Below are 21,793 nucleotides of genomic sequence, written 5' to 3' on the forward strand. Positions count from 1 at the left end.
CGGGCCGACTATGATGGGGACAATCATAAAGCAAAGGAAAGTGACTAAGTGATGCGCAAGGGAATGCAAATTTTAAACGATCCATTTAAGAACAAGGGAACGGCCTTTACGATGGCGGAACGAAAGGAACTCGGCCTATTGGGCTTGCTCCCTAACCACGTCCGGACGATTGAAGAGCAGGCGGCAGAAACCTACGCCCTGTACGAATCAAAGGATAGTGGGATCGAAAAGCGCCACCTCTTAATGGAGATCTTTAACACCAACCGGACCCTCTTCTTCTACCTGATGAAGGAGCACATCACGGAATTCATGCCGGTGGTTTACGACCCGGTAATTGCCGAATCAATCGAACAGTATGACGAACGCTACCTCCGGCCCCAGGACGCTGCCTACCTGGACATCAACCACCCCGAAGACATTAAGGAGGAATTAGCGGATGCTGCTGACGGCCGGTATATCCGCCTGATTGTGGTTACCGACGCGGAAGGAATCCTTGGTATTGGTGACTGGGGGGTTAACGGTGTTGATATTTCAGTTGGTAAGCTGATGGTTTATACCGCAGCTGCTGGAATCAACCCGGCTCAGGTCCTGCCAGTTTCCATTGATGTCGGGACCGACAACGAGAAGTTACTTAATGACCCTAACTACTTAGGTAACCGGGAGAAGCGGGTCCGGGGTGACCAGTACTTTGCCTTCATTGACCGTTTCGTTACTGAAGTTGAGAGTCTCTTCCCCAAGAGCCTACTCCACTTCGAAGACTTCGGTCGGGGAAGCGCCGCTAGGATTCTTGATAAGTACCAGGATAAGATTCTGACCTTCAACGATGATATTCAGGGAACCGGGATTATCTCCCTGGCCGGGGTCCTCGGTGCGATGAACATTTCCAAGGAAAAGATCACCGACCAGACCTTTCTGACCTTTGGTGCCGGAACAGCCGGAATGGGGATTGCTAAGATGCTCTTTGAAGAGTTAGTCCGGCAAGGCCTCTCCCCAGAAGAAGCCAAGAAACGTTTCTACCTGGTTGACAAGCAGGGACTACTCTTCGACGATACGGAAGGGCTGACGCCAAAGCAGAAGCCGTTTACTCGTCAGCGGTCTGAATTTGATAATCCGGATGAGTTAACCAACCTGCTCGCTGTGGTTAAGTCCGTCCACCCAACGGTAATGATCGGGACCTCGACCCAGCCGGGGGCATTTAACGAAGAAGTTGTTAAAGAAATGGCCAGCCACACAAAACGGCCAGTGATCTTCCCGCTCTCCAACCCAACTAAGCTGGCTGAGGCCAAGGCCGCAGACCTGTTGAAGTGGACAGATGGTCGGGCACTGGTAGCAACCGGGATCCCAGCCGGGACAATCGACTACAACGGCGTTTCCTATGATATTGGTCAGGCCAATAACGCGTTGATCTATCCTGGTGTTGGCTTTGGGGCCCTTGCTGCCCAGGCTAAGGTATTGAACAACGACATGATTGCGGCAGCAGCCCACGCCCTGAGTGGCATTGTTGACCCTGACCAGCCGGGTGCCGCGGTTCTGCCGCCAGTTAATAAGCTGACAGAATTTTCAAAAAAGGTCGCCATCACGGTTGCCCAGTCGGCAATTGACCAGGGCCTGGCTGGTGAAGATATTACCGATGCCAAAAAAGCCGTTGAGGAAATGACCTGGGAAGCCAAATACTAGAAAAATAAATTAATTTGGTTGCTGAGAGAAGTTTATTAGCGGATAACGACTTATCAGACTTTATACATCAAAAATGTATAATTGGTTTGTGATATTAACCGGGAAATGATAATCGCTTGTGATTTATTTTCAAAATTGCAAGCGATTTTTTATTTTAAAAGCGCTTGTGAAATAAATTCTTGCACCGGCTGAAAAGGCTATCATTCCGCCAACCTTCGCCCGAGCCATAAGTGAAATTTATAGAATCTTAAAGATTTGACTATCATATTTATAATGCGTTACGATAATGGCGTAATGATGTGTAACATTTCACAAGTTGTTATTGCATGATAATACATTGGAGGTATTTATTATGTCAGATTACCGAACAGAAGAAGACACTCTCGGTCCAGTAAAAATCCCTGCAGACGCATTATGGGGACCACAAACTGAACGGAGTCGTAACAATTTCCCTACTGGTCAGTACATGCCATTAGCAATTATCCGTGCACTACTGAACATTAAGAAGGCTGCTGCTCAAGCAAACATGGAAACCAAGGCCATCTCTGATGAGAAGGGTAACTTGATTGTTAAGGCAATTGATGAATTGCTCGCATTAAGTGATGAAGATTTGCGGAAGGACTTCCCATTGAAGGTTTACCAAACCGGTTCTGGTACGCAAACCAACATGAACACCAATGAAGTTGTTGCCCACAAGGCCCACCAACTTAACCCGGACATTGAAATTTTGCCTAATGACGACGTCAACAAGGGGCAAAGTTCTAATGATACTTTCCCGACAGCCATGAACGTGGTTGCCCTGGAAGCCCTTGAAAAGCTGAAGCCGGCTGTTCAACACTTGATTGACGAATTAAAGGTTAAGCAGGACAAGTACTGGAAGACTGTTAAGGTCGGCCGGACCCACCTGCAAGATGCTGTTCCGTTGACGTTTGGTCAAGAAGTTTCCGGCTACGTTGCTGCTCTGGAACACGACTTAGACTACATCAAGACCTTGGAACCAACCTTAAACGAACTGGCTATTGGTGGGACCGCCGTTGGTACTGGTCTGAACGCTGCTGAAGGTATGCCAGAAAAGATTGCCGAAAAGCTTTCTGCCGTTTACGGTCTGAACCTGACTGCCAAGAGCAACAAGTTCTATGGCCTGGCAAACCACTCTGGCTTAGACGTTGTTCACGGTGCTTTGAAGACCCTGGCCGCTGATATGTTCAAGATTGCCCAAGACATTCGTTTCTTGGCTTCTGGTCCCCGGGCTGGTTACGACGAATTAAACATTCCGGCTAACGAACCGGGTTCCTCGATTATGCCTGGTAAGGTTAACCCAACCCAAGCAGAAGCTGTTACGATGGCTGCACTGCGGGTCTTCGGTAACGATACCGTTGTTACCATGGCCTCCTCACAAGGGAACTTCGAAATGAACGTTTACAAACCAGTCATGATTGACGCCTTCCTTGAATCAGCTGACCTGCTGGCCGGCACGATTACTGGCTTCACTGACCGTTGTGTCAAGGGCCTGACCGTTAACGAGAAGCGGATGGCTGAACTGGTTGACAACTCACTGATGACCGTCACTGCTCTGTCACCACACATTGGTTACCACGACAGTGCCAAGATTGCCCAAGCCGCTGATAAGGCCGGCAGTACCCTGAAGGAAGCAGCATTGAAGTCTGGCAAGGTTACTGAAGAACAGTACGACGAATGGATGGACATGCTCAAGATGACTAACGCGGACCGTAAGGACTAGTCATTGAGAAAGGAAGATCTTAATAATGGCAGAAAATTTTCAACCATTATCAGTTAGCAAGTTAAACGACAGCTATGATGTTGTCATCATCGGTTCCGGTGGGACCGGATTAGCGGCCGCAATTCAGGCTAACGAATTGGGGATGAAGGTTGCCGTATTAGAAAAGGAAGAAGAACTTGGTGGTAACACTAACCGGGCCTCTTCCGGAATGAACGCGGCGGAAACCAACGTCCAACTGAAGCACGGGGTAATTGATAATGTTGCCGACTTCTACCACGAAACCTACAAGGATGGTGGTCGGTTGAACGACAAGGACATGCTCGGTTACTTTGTTTACCACACCGCCCCTGCCGTTGACTGGTTAGCTGACCACGATATCAAACTGGATGACATCACCGTCACCGGGGGGATGTCGAAGAAGCGGACCCACCGTCCCGCAAGTATGGCCCCAATTGGTGGTTTCTTGGTAAAGAGCCTCCTCGGTGTAGTTGCAAAGGAAAACATCCCGGTATTCAACAACACCAAGGTTACGAAGCTCCTCCAAGCTGCTGATGGCCGGATCAACGGGGTTGAAGTTAAGTCAGGTGACCTCACCAAGAAGGTCGATGCTAAGGCGGTAATCCTGGCAACTGGTGGCTTCGGTGCCTCTAAGGAATACATCGAACGCTTCCGTCCTGACCTGAAGGACTACAAGACTACTAACCAACCGGGCGCAACCGGTGATGGCCTGAAGCTGGCAGAAAATGTTGGCGCAGAACTGATGCAGATGAACCTGGTTCAGGTCCACCCGACAGTTCAACAGGACCACCCACACGTTTACCTGATTGGTGAAGCGGTTCGTGGTGAAGGGGCCATCCTGGTTAATGCCCAGGGAGAACGGTTCGTTAACGAATTGAACACCCGGAAGATTGTTTCTAACGCCATCACGGCATTACCAGAACACAGCGCCTACTTGATTTTTGACCAAGGAATCCGGGACCGGGCCAAGGCGATTGAATTCTATGACAAGACTGGCTTAGTCGTTCATGGGGACACCATTGAAGACCTTGCCCAGAACTTAAACATGGATCCAGCAACGCTGAAGGCAACGGTTAACACCTGGAATCAGGCTGTTACAAACCATGATGATGAACAGTTCCACCGGACAACCGGGATGGACCGGGGCATCACCAAGCCGGGCTTCTTTGCAATCCACATTGCACCTGCTATCCACTACACGATGGGTGGTATCCACATTACACCAAAGACCCAGGTACTTGACGGTAATGGTGACATTATCAAGGGCCTGTTTGCTGCCGGTGAAGTTGCGGGTGGCTTGCACGGTAACAACCGGGTCGGCGGTAACTCAATCGCCGAAACGATTGTCTTCGGTCGTCAGGCGGGGCAACAGGTTACCCTGTACGCACGTGGCCTGAAGTAAGACCTTATTTGGGGCTTGATTGGCCCCGAGCAATTATTTAATTCTCAATTATGGGAGGAATTCTTTATGATTAAACGTCGCCACAAGGTTCTCTTAGTTGGTGATGGTGCGGTTGGTTCATCATTCGCATACTCGCTTTTACAAACGACCCCCGAAGTCGATGAACTGGTAATCGTTGATCTCAACAAGGACAAGTCATACGGTGATGCCCTAGACTTACAAGACATTACCCCATTGGAATCACCAACCACCATTCGCTCCGGTGAATACAGTGACGCTAGCGACGCTGACGTTGCCGTTATCACCGCTGGTGTTCCCCGGAAGCCTGGGGAAACCCGTTTGGACCTGGTTAACAAAAACGTCAAGATTTTGAAGACCATCGTCCAACCAATCGTTGACAGTGGTTTCCACGGTATCTTCGTGGTTTCCAGCAACCCGGTTGATATCCTGACCACTTTGACGCAAAAGCTGTCAGGCTTCCCTAAGGAACGGGTTATTGGGACCGGGACTTCGCTCGATAGTGCCCGCTTGAACGTGTTGCTGGCCGAAAAGTTGGATGTCCCCGTTAGTGAAATTGATGCCCACATTATGGGTGAACACGGTGATACCTCGTTTGCCGCCTTTGATGAAGCCACCGTTAATGGTGAACCGCTCAAGACGGCTACCGACTTGACCGCTGATGATTACGCCGCCCTCGAAGAAGCCGTTAAGAAGCGTGGTGGCGAAATCATTGCGCATAAGGGAGCAACCTTCTACGGGGTTGCCAAGTGCCTGGCTTACATTGTTAAGGCCATCTTGGAAAACCGTAACGTGCCCCTGCCAATTTCCGCACCGCTTAATGGTGAATATGGCGTCAAGGACCTCTACTTAGGGGTACCAGCCGTCATCAACACCAGTGGGATTGTCAAGGTACTGGAACATGACCTTTCTGCTGAAGAAAGTAAAAAGATGATCAACTCTGCTGCTAAGATGAAGGAAGTCTTGGACGGGGTAGAGCTGTAATTGATTAGATTTTAGGTAAATAAGAAAGAGAGAAATAATAATGGGATTAGCTAAATTCAAGGCTAAGGCGTGGGCCTGGCCACTTGTTATTGGATTAATTCTGTGGTTCTGCGGCCCAATTCGCCCTGCCGGCGTTTCAATGGCTGCCTGGCATATGTTTGCCATTTTCGTTGCCACAATTGTTGGATGTATCACACAACCGCTGCCCATTGCCGGAACAACCTTAGTTGGTTTTACGGTCATGGTCCTGGTGGGCTTAGCACCAATGAAGGAAGCATTAACGGCCTTCAGTAATTCATCTGCTTGGCTGATTGCAATGGCCTTCATGCTCTCACGGGGCTTCATCAAGACCGGTCTTGGTCGGCGGATTGCCCTCGTCTTTGTGCGGAGCTTCGGTCACCGGAGCTTGGGTCTGGCCTACTCAATCATGGGAATCGACCTGGTTACTTCACCAGCCATCCCAAGTAACACCGCCCGTGCCGGTGGGGTTGTTTACCCAATTGTAAAGTCACTGGCAGAAACTTACGGGTCTGACCCTAAGAAAGGGACCCGGAAGAAGATTGGTTCCTTCCTGGTATTCTCTGAATTCCACAGTAACCTGGTTACTTCTGCAACCTTCATGACTGCCATGGCTCCTAACCTGGTTATCGTGGCCTTAGCCAAGACATTGCACATTAACATTACCTGGTTAGGTTGGTTCGTTGCCGGTGTTGTACCAAGTATTATCTGTTTGATTGCGACCCCGTACATCATCTACAAGATGTACCCGCCTGAGGTTAAGGAAACCCCTAACGCTAAGGAATGGGCAAACAAGGAATTAAAGGAAATGGGAGCAATGAAGCTTTCTGAAAAGCTGATGGCTGCCATCTTCATCCTGACCCTGATTCTTTGGATGCTGACGAGTTTCATTCCGGCTATTGATGCAACCTTTGTTGCCTTTTTGGCCATCGCCCTCTTACTGGTTACCGGGGTTCTGGAAACCAAGGATATCTTGAAGGAAACTGGTGCTTGGAACGTTCTGATTTGGCTGTCAATCCTGGTTTACATGGCTGACCAACTGGCTGAATTAGGCTTTATCAAGTGGTTCTCCAACTCAATTGGTTCCGCCTTACACGGTATCAGCTGGGTATGGGTATTGGCAGTACTGATGATCGTTTACTTCTACGCTCACTACTTCTTTGCCAGTGCAACGGCCCACGTTACTGCAATGTACGCGGCCTTCGTATCAGTTGCGATCGCCGCGGGTGCACCAGCAATGCTGACTGCCATGCTGTTGGCCTTCACATCTGCATTCATGAGTTCAACCACTCACTATGCCAACGGTCCAGCCTCCGTCCTTTCGTCCTCTGGTTACGTTACCCAGTCCGAATGGTGGAAGATGAACTTCGTAATGGGGATTTTCTACCTCTTGGTATACGGAATCATCGGTTCCCTCTGGATGAAGATTATCGGTCTTTGGTAATTTGAAATTGAATAGTTTGTTTGCTACTGAATAGGATTAATTTGTAAGTTGCTTTCCAGTAGTAAAAGAAAAGTGGCTTAGCAAATTATGCTGAGCCACTTTTGTTTAAATATCTAGTGCTTCGGTAATTCTAATGGCGACCGATTCAGTCATAATCATGTCGGTGAAGAGCTGCCCAGCCAGGGCGCCCATTGCCGCTTGGTACTTTGACTTGCGCTGGACAATGGCAATCCGGCGGGGGACCTTTTCAATTGTTGCTAAAGAAATTGACAATGTCTTGTCGGTGCCGGGCCCAACCAGAAAGTGGCCATCAATATCAAAGGGACGGCCAAAAGCCATCCCGGCAACCGCCTTAGTATTAACCCCGGGGAAAATTTCCTTGATGTGGTCGTGCCAGGCGGGGATGCTGTTTACCGATTGTAAGGTACCAAGCCCGCAAACGACCATGTCCATTTGGGCGGCCTTGTTAAACGCTTCAGTAAAGGCCGGTTCTTGATAGAGGGCTTGTCGGGCCTGGTCGTTAACTACGTACAGGGGCCCCGGAATGGTGCAATAGGGAGCGTCGTAGCGGGCGGCCGCCTTTTGGACCATCCGCATGGAGGCCGCTGAGGAGTGGTACTTCATGTTCTCACCCATGAACTGGGTGAAGGTTAGTTGCTTCGCCGCCTGCTTGTTGAAGTGGTCAAGCATCGTGTAAATTGTTTCCCCCCAGGTGAGCCCGACCGTGTGGCAGTTCCTAATCAGGGATTGAACCTGGTTAGCGGCGAAGGTCGCAATGATTTCGTCCCGGTCGAGTGGATTACTGGGGTCCTTGATAACGGCCAGGTTCTTAACCGGGTAGTGGCGTTTTAAGGCCCGCTCCAGTTTGTCGTTGCGGTCGTAGTTGGTGTGAATATTGATACTGACGATTCCAGAAGCCAGTGCTTCATCAAGGTACTTCATGATTAGGTAGCGGCTGAGGTGATACTTCTTAGAAATGTCACTGATGGCCATCTTGCCCAGGTAATAGTCCTGAGCCAGGTCGGCCAGGAGCTGGTTGTGTTCTGCATCCATCGTTTTTTCCCCGCTTTACTATAGAGTCTTTGCCTTTGATTATATCATCTTCCCCCTCCAAAATATTTTAAATATTTAAAAATTACGTTTGATATTTGCAATATTTAAAAAACATTGTAAGATGGTAGTAGTGATTGGAGGATGTTACTAATGGAAGATGAAGAATTACTGTCACTACACGCAAAGCACCACGGTGTCCTAGCAATTTCACCAGAATTTGCGGTTCACAACAAGAAAGAATTAGGTGAAGCTTACACACCAGGTGTTGCCGTAATCTCTAAGCTGATTGAGCGTTATCCAGAATTGAAGGATAAGTACACGATGAGCGGGAAATTAGTGGCCCTGGTGACAGATGGTTCCGCAGTCCTGGGCCTGGGCAACATCGGCCCCGCTGGTGGATTGCCGATTGTTGAAGGGAAGGCCTTGCTCTACAAAGACCTCTCTGGTGTGAACGCTATTCCACTGACGGTTGAGCAGGTTTCCCCAGATGAAGTTGTAGCCACCCTGAAGAACATGCAGGAATCCTTTGCTGGTTTCCACCTCGAAGACATTGCCGCACCGCGCTGCTTTGAAATCGAGGAGAAATTAGCTAAGGAAGTCAATATTCCGGTTTACCATGACGACCAGGAGGGGACGGCAATTGTTGTTCTGGCCGGCCTGATCAACGCCGCAAAAGTGGCTGGTAAGAAGCTTACCGACTTGAAGGTTGTTATCAACGGTGTCGGAGCATCCGGGGTTGCAACTGCCCGCCTCCTCTTTGCTGCCGGCATTAAGAACATCACCTTCGTTGATATCAATGGCCCTGTGCACGCAGACAGCAAGGAATACAACCACTTCCAAACGGACCTCGTTAAGCAGAGCAGTGACCAAACGGCTTACGTAAACCTGGACGAGGCGGTCAAGGACCGGGACGTCTTCATCGGTTTGTCTGACGCCGACGTCTTAAGTGCTGACCAGGTAAAGACAATGGCTGATAACCCCATTATCTTCGCCCTGGCTAACCCGAAGTCGGAAATTGATCCTCAAGTAGCACATGATGCTGGGGTCCAGATCATGGCCACCGGTTCGAGTCAGTACCCGAACCAGGTTAACAACATTCTGGTCTTCCCTGGCCTCTACAAGGGTCTGTTGGCAACGGACCTCCACAAGGTTGACTACGGCCTAGAAACGGCGATTGCCGAGGGGATTGCCAGTCTGGTTCCCGAACCAACAGCCGACCGCTTTGTTCCAGGCGTCTTTGACAAGGGTGTGGTTGACACCGTTGCCAAGGCCGTTCGCGACTACGCAGCAAGTAAGTAATTAAAACGAGGAGGGACGTTGATGGAGATTCGCGAGATCAACATCCATATCAAGCGCAATTTCAATAAATGGCGGAAGTTCTTGGAGAAGACGGGAATCACCACTTTCTCACCAAAGGAGACGGACCAGGTTGAACGCACCTTTGTCTGGGAAGACGACGGTGAGATCATGGCGACCGGTTCAATTGCCGGTAACGTCTTGAAGTACATCGCGGTGTGCTCCAAAGTTAAGGGGCATGGTGAGACCTTCAACCAACTGGTTAGCAAGCTGGTCAACGAGGCCGCCACGATGGGGCGCTTCCACCTCTTCGTCTTCACCAAGCCAAAGTACGTGCAAAGCTTTGGCTACGTCGGCTTTCATGTTCTGGCCCAGGTGGAAGATGGGGCCATCTTGGAAGCAGGGACCCCGGATGTCCATGATTACATTAAGAACTTGCCCCACTTCGCCGATCAGGAAAATAGCCGGATTGCCGGGGTGGTCATGAACGCCAACCCCTTCACTAACGGTCACCGTTACTTGGTGGAACAGGCAAGTCGAGAAAACGACCACGTCTATGTCTTCGTGGTTAGCCAGGAAGCGTCACTCTTTACCTTTGCCGAGCGCTTTAAGCTGGTCAAAGAGGGTTGTCGCGACCTAGCAAACGTCACGGTGGTACCGGGAGACAGTTACATGGTTTCTTATGCCACCTTCCCGGCCTACTTCTTGAAGGACAACCAAGACGTCGCTCACTTTCAGGCAGCCCTCGATGCCCAGCTGTTCAAGCAGCAGGTCGCCGGTCCACTAAATATTACCCGCCGTTACGTGGGCAGCGAGCCCTTCTCAAAAACAACTAATATTTATAATCAAGAATTAACTAGGGTTCTACCACCTGATGTTGAGGTTAAGATCATCGAGCGCGCCAGCAACGCCAACAATGATGTAATTTCGGCAACGAAGGTACGAGCAGCGATTGCTAATGATGAATTAGCGGTGGTGCAAAAATACGTTCCACAATCTACGCTCTCATTTGTTCAAAATAACTGGTCTGATCTCAGAGCACGCATTAAGGAAGGAAGTTTAGAATAATGGATATTAAGAAGACTGCATTAGCAGGAACTCTGGAATCATCCGATATCCAAATTACCCTGAGTAAGGGTGATAATGGGGTTAATATCGACCTTGATTCCTCGGTTGAAGAACTCTACGGCGATCAAATCCGCAAGGTGATCACTGATACTTTGGCAGCCTACGGAATTGAAAATGCCAACGTAAAGGCTGTTGACAAGGGGGCCTTGGACTGTGTCGTTAAGGCACGGACCATGGCTGCCGCACAACGGGCCCTAGAAACTACTGATCAACCAGACTGGGAGGTATTTTAATAATGGAAGAACGTTTACGTCGGACCATGATGTTTGTTCCGGGGAACAACGCCGGAATGGTTAAGGATGCTGGTATCTACGGTGCTGACTCCATTATGTTTGACCTGGAAGACTCTGTTTCCATGTCAGAAAAGGATGCTGCACGGATGCTGGTTTACGAAGCTCTGCAAACCCAAGACTACGGTGACTCCGAATTAGTTGTCCGGGTCAACGGGATTGACACCCCATACTTCAAGAACGATGTTTATGCCATGGTTAAAGCCGGCATCGAAGTCGTTCGTCTGCCAAAGGTTGAATCTGCTCAAATGATGCTCGACCTGGTTAAGGTGGTTGAAGAAGCTGAAAAGAAGTTTGGCCGTGAACCAGGCTCCACCCACGTTATGGCCGCTATTGAAAGTGCCAAGGGGGTTTTGAACGCTCCTGAAATCGCCGCAAGTACCGACCGGATGATTGGTCTGGCCCTCTCTGCCGAAGACTACACTACCGACATGAAGACCCACCGTTACTCAGATGGTGCTGAACTTGAATTTGCCCGCAACATGATCCTCCATGCTGCTCGTGCCGCTGGTATTGCCGCCTTCGATACTGTCTTCACCAACATGAACGACATTGAAGGCTTCCAGCGTGAAACTGAACATATCCACGAACTTGGCTTTGACGGCAAGTCCCTTGTTAACCCACGGCAAATCGACTGGGTCAACAAGGTTTACGAACCAACCAAGAAGGAAATTGAAAATGCCCTGGACGTTGAAGCGGCCATTGAGGAAGCTCACCAAAAGGGTTCTGGTGTTATTTCCATGAACGGTCAAATGGTTGACCGCCCAGTTGTATTGCGTGCACAACGGGTTATCCGCTTAGCCAAGGCTTCCAACCTGATTAATGAGGAGGGTGAATACATTGAAAAATAATGTCGGTCGTGAAATCTCAGACGAAATTTTAAACTCAACGAACTACAAGCCATTCGAAACTACTGAAATCGGCCACCCAACTGTTCACTACACGGGCCACGATGTCCGGGTCACAAAGGGTGACGATAAGCTGGTTGACTCCCTGGACCAAGTTATTAAGGACAATCTGAAGGACGGCATGACCATTTCCTTCCACCACCACTTCCGTAACGGGGACTATGTTTTCAACATGGTGATGGACAAGATCATCAAGATGGGTTACAAGGACTTAACCTTAGCCCCATCTTCTCTGACCGGGGTCATGAACGACAAGGTAATCGAAGCCATCAAGGCTGGGACAATCACCAACATCACCAGTTCCGGGATGCGGGGCAGCCTGGGTGAAGCCGTTTCTCACGGTTTACTGAAGAACCCGGTTATCTTCCGTTCTCACGGTAACCGTGCCCGTTCAATTGAAAATGGTAATATCAAAATTGACGTGGCCTTCCTCGGTGTGCCAAGCTCTGACCGGATGGGGAACGCCAACGGGATGAATGGTGAATCCGCTCTTGGTTCCCTTGGTTACGCCTTAGTTGACGCCCAATACGCTAACAAGGTGGTTCTGCTGACTGATACCATCGTTGACTACCCGAACACGCCAGCTTCCATCAAGCAGACCCAAGTCGACTACGTTGTTAAGGTCGACAAGGTTGGTGACCCTGACCGGATCGGTAGTGGTGCCACCCGGTTCACTAAGGACCCGAAGGAATTGAAGATTGCCAAGATGGTTAATGACGTCATCGTCAACTCACCATACTTCAAGAACGGCTTCTCCTTCCAGACTGGTACTGGTGGTGCTTCACTGGCCGTTACCCGTTTCCTGCGTCAATCCATGCTGGACAACGATATCAAGGCTTCCTTCACTTGTGGTGGGACGACTTCACCAATTGTCAAGTTGCTTGAAGAAGGCCTGGTCAAGAAGGTTATGGACGTGCAAGACTTTGACAAGGGTGCCGCTTCCAGCATGAAGTCCAACCCTGGTCAAACCGAAATTGACGGTTCATGGTACGCTGACCCAGACAACAAAGGTGCCATGGTTGACCAACTGGACATTGCCATCCTGTCTGCACTGGAAATCGATACTGACTTTAATGTCAACGTGCTGACCGGTTCTAACGGTGTTATCCGGGGAGCCGTTGGTGGTCACCAAGACGCCGGTACTGCCAAGATGACGATCATCTCTGCCCCACTGACCCGTGGGCGGATTGCCACGGTTGTTCCTGCCGTTAACTCCATCACTACCCCAGGTTCATCCATTGATGTCCTGGTTACGGAAGTTGGGGTTGCTGTTAACCCGGCCCGGAAGGACTTAATTGAAGCCTTCAAGAAGGCCCCAAGCATTCCGCTGGTTTCAATCGAAGAACTGCAAAAGCGGGCTGAAGGCATCGTTGGCAAGCCAAAGCCAATCGAATACACCGACCGGACTGTTGCCCTGGTTGAATACCGTGACGGGACCTTGATTGATGAAGTAAAGCAAATCAAGGACTAGTTAAGGCCAACACATAAAATAAAAAAAGAGGTTGGAGAAAGTGTTCCCCGACCTTTTTTATACATATAATATTTGTAGCAAAAAGAAACAAAGGAGTCCATGATGAAGAACATTTTTACGAACGGGGAAAAACAGGATATTCCGGCCGTTTTGGCCAATAAGGACCACCGGGCAGCTGTTCAACGCCGCCTGGTAGCTGACTATCCAAAAATGACGGTGGTGGCGGCCAAACTTAATATTCCTGGGCCCATCAAGAATAACCCGGCCATCAAGGAGTTCTTTGTTGTGGGGCTCAACCAACTCGAACGCCAGTGGCGACAAGCCGGGACCCTCTTTTACCAGAAGGGCCAGTGGCTTGATGCCGGAACCGGTCCCGAGCGCTTTTACCTGGTGAAGGCGGCCGCTCCTACTGTTAAGAAAGCGACGACGGCCTTTGAGGAGGCGGGGGCCAGTAACCGTCTCTTTGACCTTGATGTGCTGGTCAAAGAGGACGGTCAGGTCCGGCCCCTTTCGCGGGCAGACTCTGGTCAGCCGTCCCGGCGGTGCTTTGTCTGTGGGCGACCGGCCAAGGAGTGTGGCCGGTCCCGTCGCCATTCAGTAGCAGAACTTCAGGCAGCGGTTAACAAGCTGATCGTGGCGGCGTTGACGTCAGCGCACCGGTCCGTGGTCAGTGACCGCCTGGTTCAGTTTGCCCAGCGGGCCCTCTTGTATGAGGTGATGGCCTGGCCTAAACCAGGCTTGGTTGACCCGGTCGAACACGGTGCCCATCCCGACATGGACGCCTTTACCTTCATCAATAGCGCCATTTTCCTTCGTAGATACCTCCACCAGGCGGCGGAAGTGGGGATGTGCGCCAATACGGACGACTACCCACTGATGTTTAACGAGCTGCGTGAATTTGGTAAGGTCGCCGAACAGGACATGTTTGCGGCCACCAAGGGGGTCAATACCCACAAGGGGGCCGTCTTTTCCCTCGGTATCCTGGTGATGGCGACCGCCGCCAGCTGGCGCAAGTTGGGGCGGGTTGACCTGGACGATATTCAGGCGGTAGTTAAGGATGCGTTGGTCGACCTGGTTAAGGACGATTTGAAGAAGCAGGCGAATGTGGCAGACGAGACCGCCGGTGAGCAGCAATACCGCAAGTACGGACTGACCGGAATTCGTGGAGAGGCCCAGGCCGGTTACCCAACCGTCTTTCATTATGGCTTGCCGACAATGCTTGAGACTGCCGGAACCTGGAATACACGAATCGTGCAGACCCTCCTGACCCTTGCCCGCCACACTGAAGATTCGACCCTGATTAAACGGGCCGGGGACCCCGCCATCTTGCAGTGGAAGGATAAGCAGGTTGACGAATGCCTGGCCGCGGGTGGAATTACTACCGCGGCGGGCCGGGCATTGTTAAATGATCTGGAACAGGAGTTTAGTCGCCGCCACCTTAGCCTGGGTGGCACGGCTGACCTGGTCATTCTGACGGTCTTCTTAACCCTAGTAAAGGAGGAGTTAGCTGATGGACTTTCAAACGAGTGATGGCGTCCAACTTAACTACCAGGTCGCTGGTAGTGGACAGCCGGTGGTCCTGATTCACGGCTTTGGCGGCTACCAGCAGATTTGGTGCCTGCAGGTCCCGGAACTAGTCAAGCAGGGCTACCAGGTGATTAGCTATGATCAGCGGAACCACGGAGCGTCAGGGCACACGCCGGGCCTGGATTCAATTGACCGGCTAATTGATGACCTCCACGAACTGTTGGTGGGGTTAAAGGTCGAACGGCCCTTCCTGATCGGCCACTCGATGGGGGCGGCAGAGATTTATGGCTTTCTAAAGCAGTACCCTGATTTCCCGCTCCGGGGGGCAATTGCGGTCGACCAGTCACCGAAGATGCTTAACACACCGCGGTGGCCCTATGGCTATATGGACATCACCCGGGCCTCTTACCGGTTAAAATTGAAGGAACATGGCAATGTCCGGGAAACCTTGAACGGAGTACCAAAACAGGTGCTGGACAAGCTGGCACCGGAGAAGGGCATGTTCCCCTTCGTGCGGGCAGAAAACCTTCCCCTGCTGTATGACCACGCCAAAAGGGACTGGCGGTCGGCAATTGAAGGGGCAAGGGTACTGTTGCTACTGGTCACGGCTAACCAGAGCCCGTACTTTGATGGGCGGTTTGCGGACGTGATGCAGGCGGCCAACCCTGATTACGTATCCCGCCAGGCAATTGACCAGACCGGTCACGTGGTGATGGCCGAGCAGGCGGGCCGGTTTAACCGGGTAATGGATGAATTCTTAAAAGAAAATAAGTAGGTGGCGTTTCTTTAAGGCCGCTAGTGGACGGGTTCATGATCCCGAATACTAGCGGCCTTTTGACTTTGGCGGTTAACTGTCAGGGAGGTGGCGGCTAACTGGCGGGTGATTGTCGTGTTAAACGACCTCCTGAACTGTTACCATAGGACCGGAGATTAAGGAGGAGATGATAGTGATGGTAAAAAATAAGATTAAGGAGTTGCGGACTGCTTGCCACCTGTCTCAGGAGCAGTTAGCAGAGAAGGCCCAGGTGTCAGTGAGAACAATTCAACGACTGGAGGCCGGGGACGATGCCAGTATCTCAACTTTGAACCTGGTGGCCGGTGCGCTGGGGGTTGAGGTGGGCGACCTCTTCCCGCACACCGACACCAGCCAGGAGCAGGAGGAAAAGATTCAGTCAGCCGATGAGCAATTACAGTACCAGCTCCAGGCCCGTCATGAGGAGTTCCGGACCTTTAAACACCTCTACAATGCCATTTTCATCATCGTGATGATGGCGTGGGGGGCATTATTTCCACTGGTCCACAGTGATATATACTCTTCTTTAATGGGGGTGTTTTGGATTGGTGCCTGGATCATAATGGTACCACTGAAGAAGTGGCTGACAATCAAGAGGGTTGACCCCAAGCTTGACCGTAAGTTCCCGCTAACGGCCAGCCGGGTTGACAAGGATAAGCAGGACTAACGGGCTGTGCTATACTGGATTGGATGAAAGTGTCAGTGGTTAAAATGATTTCCCGGGAAATTATCATTGAATTGAGTAGGAAAAGACTGATTGGATGCGTGAAATACCAATTAAACAGGCCAAGGCGATTCTCAAGCGGGCGCTGAAGGGGACCGCAAACCAACGAATCTGTCTGTTGACAAAGAAGAAGGATCGTTCCTTGACGGTTGAGACTGGGGATAAGGCACTGGTCCTAATTGAGCGGGGGTACGTTGATTCCGAGCAAACCTATTGCTTAGCTGGTGGGAAAGCTAAGCATGCGGTAACGGCCGCATTCAAGCGGGAATTTCCGCGAAGCCACCAGGTTTACTTGAGCCAGACGAAGGAGGATTAGGATGCAGGTTGAGTTTTATGAACACGGCTGCAAGCCTTTCTTCAAGAAGCACCGCCGTCAGCAGAACGATGTGGAGGCAGTAATTAAAGCGGCCATCACCAGGGAGGTTGCGACGGGGATGACTAAGGTCAAGCTGGCGACCAAGAGGCGGGTTGCCGGCCAGAGTATCTATGAGTTTCGATTAAACCTGGGGAAGCTTGGCTCTGCTCGACTGGCGTTTACGGTGGACCAGGATCACGCGACCGTGTATTTCATTAGCAGCCACCTCCAGAAGGCGATCTTCAGCCATGAATTTGCCCAGGTGGTTGTGGAAATTACGAGACGTTAAAAATGAGTAAGTACGATCAATTGTGAAAATACATTGCAGACTGTGGCCAGGATCGCCTAATGATTCCCTTTAGTGCGGTCGAAAAGATTACGGGCGTTCCGCTCGACCATTCTTTTCTGAGGTATAAGAAGGAACTATTAGACTACGGCTACCAGGTCGACCATCTCTTCTTGAAGAAGCAGCAGATCTAAATTAGTCGAATTAAATAAAGAGGTCTTCAGCATTCGGAAAATCCGCGTGCTGAAGGCCTCTTTGGTTACTACGCTACTTAAATGCTGCGACGTTCAATAAAGTTAGCCGGGAGAATTGCCTGAACGGGGACACTCCGGTGCTCAAGCAGGCGTTCCAGGACAAGCCGGACCGCCATTTTACCCATCTCGTAACTGTGGGGACGGACAGAGGAAAGGGCTGGTGTTAAGCGGGTAGCCTGTTGGCTGTCATCAAAGCTGGCCACCGCTAGTGATTGCGGGATCGCAACCTGGTGCTGCTTGGCTGCCCGGTAAACGCCCGCCGCTAAAATATCACTGGCGGTCAAGACGGCGTCGAAACGGAGGGAACTTTGCAGAATTTCATCCATGGCCCGGGCCGCTTCCCCAGCGTGCCAACTGGTCTCATAGGTATGGGCCGCGAGTTGGTGGGCCTGCATCCACCTTTGGTAGGCGCTGGTCCGGATATCAGTAATTTTATCACCGTGGTGGCCGTCCTTCTTCAGTGGGTACCCACTGCCGCCAATAAAGGCAATTCGCCGGTGACCGAGCTGGTAAAGACGGTTTAAGACCGCTGCGGTGGCCGCCTCGTAGTTATTACGGACCAGGTCATAATTGGCAAAGTAACGGTAGTCATCAACGATGATTAAATTCTGGTTATACTGGTAAAGCTGCTCAAGAAAGGCCCGTTCAAAGACGCCAATCAGGACCACGGCCTGGAACTTTTGAGCGCTGCGGTATGAGAAAGCCTGGTCGGGGATGGTTAGCCACTTCCCGATGGTCAGGCCGTGCATTGTGGCCTCGTCCCTAATCCCCTGGTTGATGGTAGAAAAGTAGGCGAGGGTGGGATCCTGTGGTACTTGGAGAACGAGAATTTGGCTTTGCTGCAGGTTCATTGCCGCAATCTGTGAAAGGTGCCCCGCCTGGTAGCCCAGTTGGTGAGCTGCTTGGATGATGGCCTGCCGCGTACTATTCTTGACGGCCAATTGTGGGTCGTGGTTGAGGACCCGGGAGACGGTTGCCGGGGAAAACCCCGTGATTTTAGCAATCTGCCTGATACTGGCCATGATAGTCCCTCCCTTAGTAAGTTAGTAAACGTTTAGTTTCCCTTTATACCAAGGATTGTACCATATTTTCTCCTCCACTAATTGTTAACTGATCAACTTAATCAGCGAAAGCGCTTTTATAATAAAGCTAACGAATAACGAGGAGGGCATGATGATGAATGAACAATTTTTCCTTCAGACACCGCAATTGGTGACGGTGGTTAATGACAACGGCCGGACAAGTAAACAGTGGCAGGGACAACAAACCACGGTGGCTGAAACAAAGGTGACCTATGATTTGACAGCCCAGGGCGTGGCGGTCAAGATCAGTTCGGCTGTACCAGTTAGCTTTGTAAGGTTGCGTTGGGAACACCACTTTGATTCCCGGGCACAATTTTTGGCTGATGAAGTTGAGCGGGGCTATGGGACAATGGGCTGGCAGAAGTTAACGCCGAACCGAATCATGCCCTGGTACTTCATGGAAAATCATGGGGACACAACCACTGGCTACGGAGTAATGACCCAACCGAACGCCTTCTGTTTTTGGCAAGCCGACCCAGCTGGAATCACTCTGATCATGGATGTCCGAAACGGGGGAAGCAGTGTTGAGCTTGGTGACCGTCAGTTGACGTTGGCTACAGTGGTCAGTGAAAAGTATGCGCACGTGACTTCCTTTGTGGCCACCCAGCGTTTCTGCCACCTGATGAGTCCCCACCCGGTACTGCCTAAGGAGCCGGTTTACGGGAGCAATAACTGGTACTATGCCTATGGACGCAGTTCGGCAAAGGAGATTGTTAGCGATACTGCCTACCTGAAGGGCCTGACCGCCGGGATTGCCAACCGGCCCTTCATGGTGATCGACGACGGCTGGCAGGTCGACCACGTTATCGATGGCTACAACGGGGGACCATGGCGGGCTGGCAACGCGGCCTTTCCCGACATGGGGGCTTTGGCGCAGGAAATTGTTGACCAGGACGTGAAGCCGGGAATCTGGTTCCGCCCCCTGCTCGACCACCGTGAAGAAATTCCAGATAGCTGGCGCAACCCCTTGAATGGCGCCCTAGACCCAACTGTGCCGGCAGTCTTGGACCGGGTCAAGGGTGACGTTGCCCAGCTCTGCAAGTGGGGGTACCAGCTAATTAAGCATGACTTTACGACCTTCGACCTCTTTGGTCGCTGGGGCTTTCAGATGCGGCCCTTTGTGACCACAGATGGTTGGCACTTCTTTAACAGGACACTAACCAATGCGGAAGTTGTTAAACAGCTTTACCAGGCTATCTACTCAACAGCTGCTCATTACCACACCCTCATTCTGGGCTGCAACACGGTTGGTCACCTCGGTGCCGGCCTGATGCAGTTAGCCCGGATAGGGGACGATACCAGTGGTAAAGTCTGGGAGCGAACCCGGCAAATTGGGATCAACTCACTAGCCTTCCGGTTACCCCAGGATCAGGCATTCTTTAGCATTGATGCTGACTGCGTTGGAATTACCGAACAGATTGACTGGCACTACAACCGGCAGTGGGCCCAGCTAGTGGCCGAGTCGGGAACGGTCCTGTTCATCTCCGCTGTTCCGGGAATCCTTACCGCAGATCAGCGCCAAGAACTCCACGAAAGCCTTGTCCTGGCTGCCCAACAAACCAGTCACTTTACGCCCCAGGATTGGCAGTTAATCGACTGTCCGGCTGAGTGGGTGAGCGGCAACCAGGTCCGCCACTACGACTGGTATGAACCAGCAGGGATCCAATTCTGTAATGATACACCCCGGTCGATACCGTTCTATTCGATTGCACACTAGACAGGAAAGAGGCTGAGAGAAAGTTGTTCTCTCCCAGCCTCTTTATGAAATGTTGACAGTAAGTTTTAATTATTGGATAAATTGAACCTGTTCGCTTATCTTCTTAATTTGTTCTTCCTTACGCTTGTTGAATTCGGCCTTCTTAGCGTCGAAGAAGTTGTCACCATTGGTATCAATCGTTACAACCAGTGGGCCAAAGTCCTTGACCTTGCATACCCAGAGGGTTTCTGGCATCCCCAGGTCGGTCCATTGGGCGTCAACGATCTTTTCCACGTGCTTGGCAGCGTAAACGGCGTTCCCGGCAGGGTAGACTAATTGCAGGGCCTTGTCATTCTTGCAGGCCCGGGCCGTACCAGGACCCATGCTACCCTTACCAATGATCAGGCGGACACCAGTTTTGTGGACGAATTCTTCTTCAAACATTTCCATCCGCATACTGGTGGTTGGGCCAACGGCAACCATCTTGTACTTGTTGTCTGGCAGGTACTTAATGATTGGACCGGCGTGAAGGATAGCCTTGTCCTTAATATCAACGGGCAGCTTGAGCCCTTCCTTGACAACCCGGCGGTGGGCGTCGTCACGTGCGGTTACCATGGTCCCGGTCAGGTAAACGATGTCCCCAATCCGGATGTCCTTGATGTCGTCAGCGGAAATTGGTGTAGTCAAATGATAAGTCTTCATTTTATAATTCAACCCCCTTGTTCATTGGTAATTCGTAGTTAAGATCTTGGCCGAGCTTGATCAGGCCCCGACGGTGAGACCAGCAACCGGTGCTGACCCCAACCCCGATAACTGATGGGTGCCGGGCGGTGTTAATGATGTTAACCCCCATGACGGACTTCTTACCACCAAATCCTTGAGGGCCAAGGCCAATTGCGTTGATCCCGTCTTCAAGGAGGTGCTCCATCTTAGCAGCCCGCTTGTTTGGGTTATAGGAGTCAACCCGCCGCAGCAGGGCGAGCTTGGAGTTCATTGCCGCGGTTTCAACGGAGGTCGCAACCCCAACACCGACGAGGAGTGGTGGGCAGGCGTTAACACCGTACGTGGTCATCCGGTCCATGACGAAGCGGGTAACCCCTTCGTAACCTTCACCGGGCATTAAGACCTTGGCCACACCTGGCAGGGTACAGCCACCACCGGCCATGTAAGGGTAAATCTCAATGTCGGAGCTGTGCGGCATCAGTTGGGTAAAGATTCCTGGAATACCGTCACCAATGTTAATGTTGGTGTTGTATTCGTCGAAGGTTTGGACCGCGTTGGTCCGCAGTGGGGCAATTTGGGTAGCCCGGTAGGTAGCGTCAACGAGGATTTCGTTCAGTTCGTCGATCAATGGGAACTTGGTCCCAACCTTAACGAAGAATTGCAATGTCCCGGTATCTTGACAGCTTGGCACGTCGGCTTCAGCGGCTAAGCGCTGGTTTTCCATCATTGTGTCGTAAACTAACTTTTGCAGGGGGTCAACTTCAATTTTAGAGAATTCAACTAACTTCTTAGAAACGTCGTCTGGTAAACGGTGACTAAAAATATCAAGGTATTTGACTAATAGGTCGCGCAGTTTAGCACCCTTAGTACTAAGGGTTGGTTCAGTATAGTCGTACTTCATCGGA

21 protein-coding genes are annotated in these 21,793 nt (G+C 51.1%); 17 read left to right on the forward strand and 4 right to left on the reverse strand.

The genetic code is table 11. The annotated features are described in order from the left end of the window. The first annotated feature begins 48 nt into the window (after positions 1-48). The 5 genes from QOS01_RS03385 (at position 49) to QOS01_RS03405 (ending at position 7,302) form a co-directional block, all read left to right on the forward strand. Positions 49-1,677, forward strand: coding sequence for a malolactic enzyme (locus QOS01_RS03385; RefSeq protein ID WP_408612437.1), 1,629 nt, complete (start codon positions 49-51; stop codon positions 1,675-1,677). Positions 1,678-2,029: 352 nt separating this feature from the next. After that, positions 2,030-3,418 (forward strand): class II fumarate hydratase, encoded by a 1,389-nt coding sequence (locus tag QOS01_RS03390; protein WP_283621114.1) that lies wholly within the window; start codon positions 2,030-2,032, stop codon positions 3,416-3,418. A gap of 25 nt (positions 3,419-3,443) precedes the next feature. Then, the gene (locus QOS01_RS03395) at positions 3,444-4,838 is read left to right on the forward strand and encodes a flavocytochrome c (protein WP_283621115.1); all 1,395 of its coding nucleotides are present in this window, start codon (positions 3,444-3,446) and stop codon (positions 4,836-4,838) included. A 66-nt stretch (positions 4,839-4,904) separates the two neighbouring features. Then, positions 4,905-5,840 (forward strand): L-lactate dehydrogenase, encoded by a 936-nt coding sequence (locus tag QOS01_RS03400; protein ID WP_283621116.1) that lies wholly within the window; start codon positions 4,905-4,907, stop codon positions 5,838-5,840. Positions 5,841-5,880: 40 nt separating this feature from the next. Continuing rightward, positions 5,881-7,302: an anion permease gene (locus tag QOS01_RS03405; protein ID WP_283621117.1), complete on the forward strand. Its 1,422-nt coding sequence runs from the start codon at positions 5,881-5,883 to the stop codon at positions 7,300-7,302. 105 nt (positions 7,303-7,407) lie between these two features. Here the strand turns inward: QOS01_RS03405 and QOS01_RS03410 are convergent, their stop codons facing one another. After that, entirely contained in the window at positions 7,408-8,355 is a 948-nt protein-coding gene (locus QOS01_RS03410; RefSeq protein ID WP_283621118.1) for a sugar-binding transcriptional regulator, read from the reverse strand. Positions 8,356-8,505: 150 nt separating this feature from the next. Between QOS01_RS03410 and QOS01_RS03415 the strand changes: the two genes are divergently transcribed. The 11 genes from QOS01_RS03415 to QOS01_RS03465 all read left to right on the forward strand — a co-directional run bounded on the left by QOS01_RS03415 (position 8,506) and on the right by QOS01_RS03465 (position 17,327). Continuing rightward, a complete protein-coding gene (locus tag QOS01_RS03415) occupies positions 8,506-9,654 on the forward strand; it encodes an NAD(P)-dependent malic enzyme (protein ID WP_408612439.1) in 1,149 nt (382 codons plus the stop codon). 21 nt (positions 9,655-9,675) lie between these two features. Further along, entirely contained in the window at positions 9,676-10,719 is a 1,044-nt protein-coding gene (citC, locus tag QOS01_RS03420) for a [citrate (pro-3S)-lyase] ligase (protein WP_283621120.1), read from the forward strand. After that, a complete protein-coding gene (citD, locus tag QOS01_RS03425) occupies positions 10,719-11,012 on the forward strand; it encodes a citrate lyase acyl carrier protein (RefSeq protein ID WP_283621121.1) in 294 nt (97 codons plus the stop codon). Before citC ends, citD begins: the two co-directional genes overlap by 1 nt. Positions 11,013-11,014: 2 nt before the next feature. Continuing rightward, complete coding sequence (gene citE, locus QOS01_RS03430; RefSeq protein WP_283621122.1) at positions 11,015-11,920, forward strand: citrate (pro-3S)-lyase subunit beta; 906 nt, start codon at positions 11,015-11,017, stop codon at positions 11,918-11,920. Next, positions 11,910-13,448 (forward strand): citrate lyase subunit alpha, encoded by a 1,539-nt coding sequence (citF, locus tag QOS01_RS03435; RefSeq protein WP_283621123.1) that lies wholly within the window; start codon positions 11,910-11,912, stop codon positions 13,446-13,448. The genes citE and citF overlap by 11 nt, the downstream gene beginning before the upstream one ends. 102 nt (positions 13,449-13,550) lie before the next feature. Continuing rightward, positions 13,551-14,978 carry a triphosphoribosyl-dephospho-CoA synthase CitG gene (citG, locus tag QOS01_RS03440; protein ID WP_283621124.1) on the forward strand — a complete coding sequence of 476 codons (1,428 nt, stop codon included), beginning with the start codon at positions 13,551-13,553 and terminating at the stop codon, positions 14,976-14,978. After that, positions 14,959-15,750 (forward strand): alpha/beta fold hydrolase, encoded by a 792-nt coding sequence (locus QOS01_RS03445; RefSeq protein ID WP_283621125.1) that lies wholly within the window; start codon positions 14,959-14,961, stop codon positions 15,748-15,750. Before citG ends, QOS01_RS03445 begins: the two co-directional genes overlap by 20 nt. Before the next feature lie 175 nt (positions 15,751-15,925). Continuing rightward, on the forward strand, positions 15,926-16,435 hold the full coding sequence (locus tag QOS01_RS03450) for a helix-turn-helix transcriptional regulator (protein ID WP_283621148.1): 510 nt from the start codon (positions 15,926-15,928) through the stop codon (positions 16,433-16,435). Between the two features lie 94 nt (positions 16,436-16,529). Then, positions 16,530-16,808 (forward strand): hypothetical protein, encoded by a 279-nt coding sequence (locus QOS01_RS03455; RefSeq protein WP_283621126.1) that lies wholly within the window; start codon positions 16,530-16,532, stop codon positions 16,806-16,808. Position 16,809: 1 nt separating this feature from the next. Continuing rightward, the gene (locus QOS01_RS03460) at positions 16,810-17,136 is read left to right on the forward strand and encodes a hypothetical protein (protein WP_283621127.1); all 327 of its coding nucleotides are present in this window, start codon (positions 16,810-16,812) and stop codon (positions 17,134-17,136) included. A 59-nt stretch (positions 17,137-17,195) separates the two neighbouring features. Further along, a complete protein-coding gene (locus QOS01_RS03465; protein WP_283621128.1) occupies positions 17,196-17,327 on the forward strand; it encodes a hypothetical protein in 132 nt (43 codons plus the stop codon). A gap of 77 nt (positions 17,328-17,404) precedes the next feature. Here the strand turns inward: QOS01_RS03465 and QOS01_RS03470 are convergent, their stop codons facing one another. Next, complete coding sequence (locus QOS01_RS03470; RefSeq protein WP_283621129.1) at positions 17,405-18,409, reverse strand: LacI family DNA-binding transcriptional regulator; 1,005 nt, start codon at positions 18,407-18,409, stop codon at positions 17,405-17,407. A gap of 154 nt (positions 18,410-18,563) precedes the next feature. Here QOS01_RS03470 and QOS01_RS03475 point away from each other — a divergent pair, with 154 nt between their 5' ends. Further along, complete coding sequence (locus QOS01_RS03475) at positions 18,564-20,186, forward strand: alpha-amylase family protein (protein ID WP_283621130.1); 1,623 nt, start codon at positions 18,564-18,566, stop codon at positions 20,184-20,186. A gap of 69 nt (positions 20,187-20,255) precedes the next feature. Here the strand turns inward: QOS01_RS03475 and ttdB are convergent, their stop codons facing one another. Further along, positions 20,256-20,867 (reverse strand): L(+)-tartrate dehydratase subunit beta, encoded by a 612-nt coding sequence (gene ttdB, locus QOS01_RS03480; protein WP_047768200.1) that lies wholly within the window; start codon positions 20,865-20,867, stop codon positions 20,256-20,258. 1 nt (position 20,868) lies between these two features. Next, positions 20,869-21,789 carry a L(+)-tartrate dehydratase subunit alpha gene (gene ttdA / locus QOS01_RS03485; RefSeq protein ID WP_283621131.1) on the reverse strand — a complete coding sequence of 307 codons (921 nt, stop codon included), beginning with the start codon at positions 21,787-21,789 and terminating at the stop codon, positions 20,869-20,871. Positions 21,790-21,793 lie beyond the last annotated feature (4 nt).

Origin of the sequence: Limosilactobacillus avium, from assembly GCF_947381485.1 — a bacterium.
In the GTDB taxonomy this organism is placed as follows: domain Bacteria; phylum Bacillota; class Bacilli; order Lactobacillales; family Lactobacillaceae; genus Limosilactobacillus; species Limosilactobacillus avium.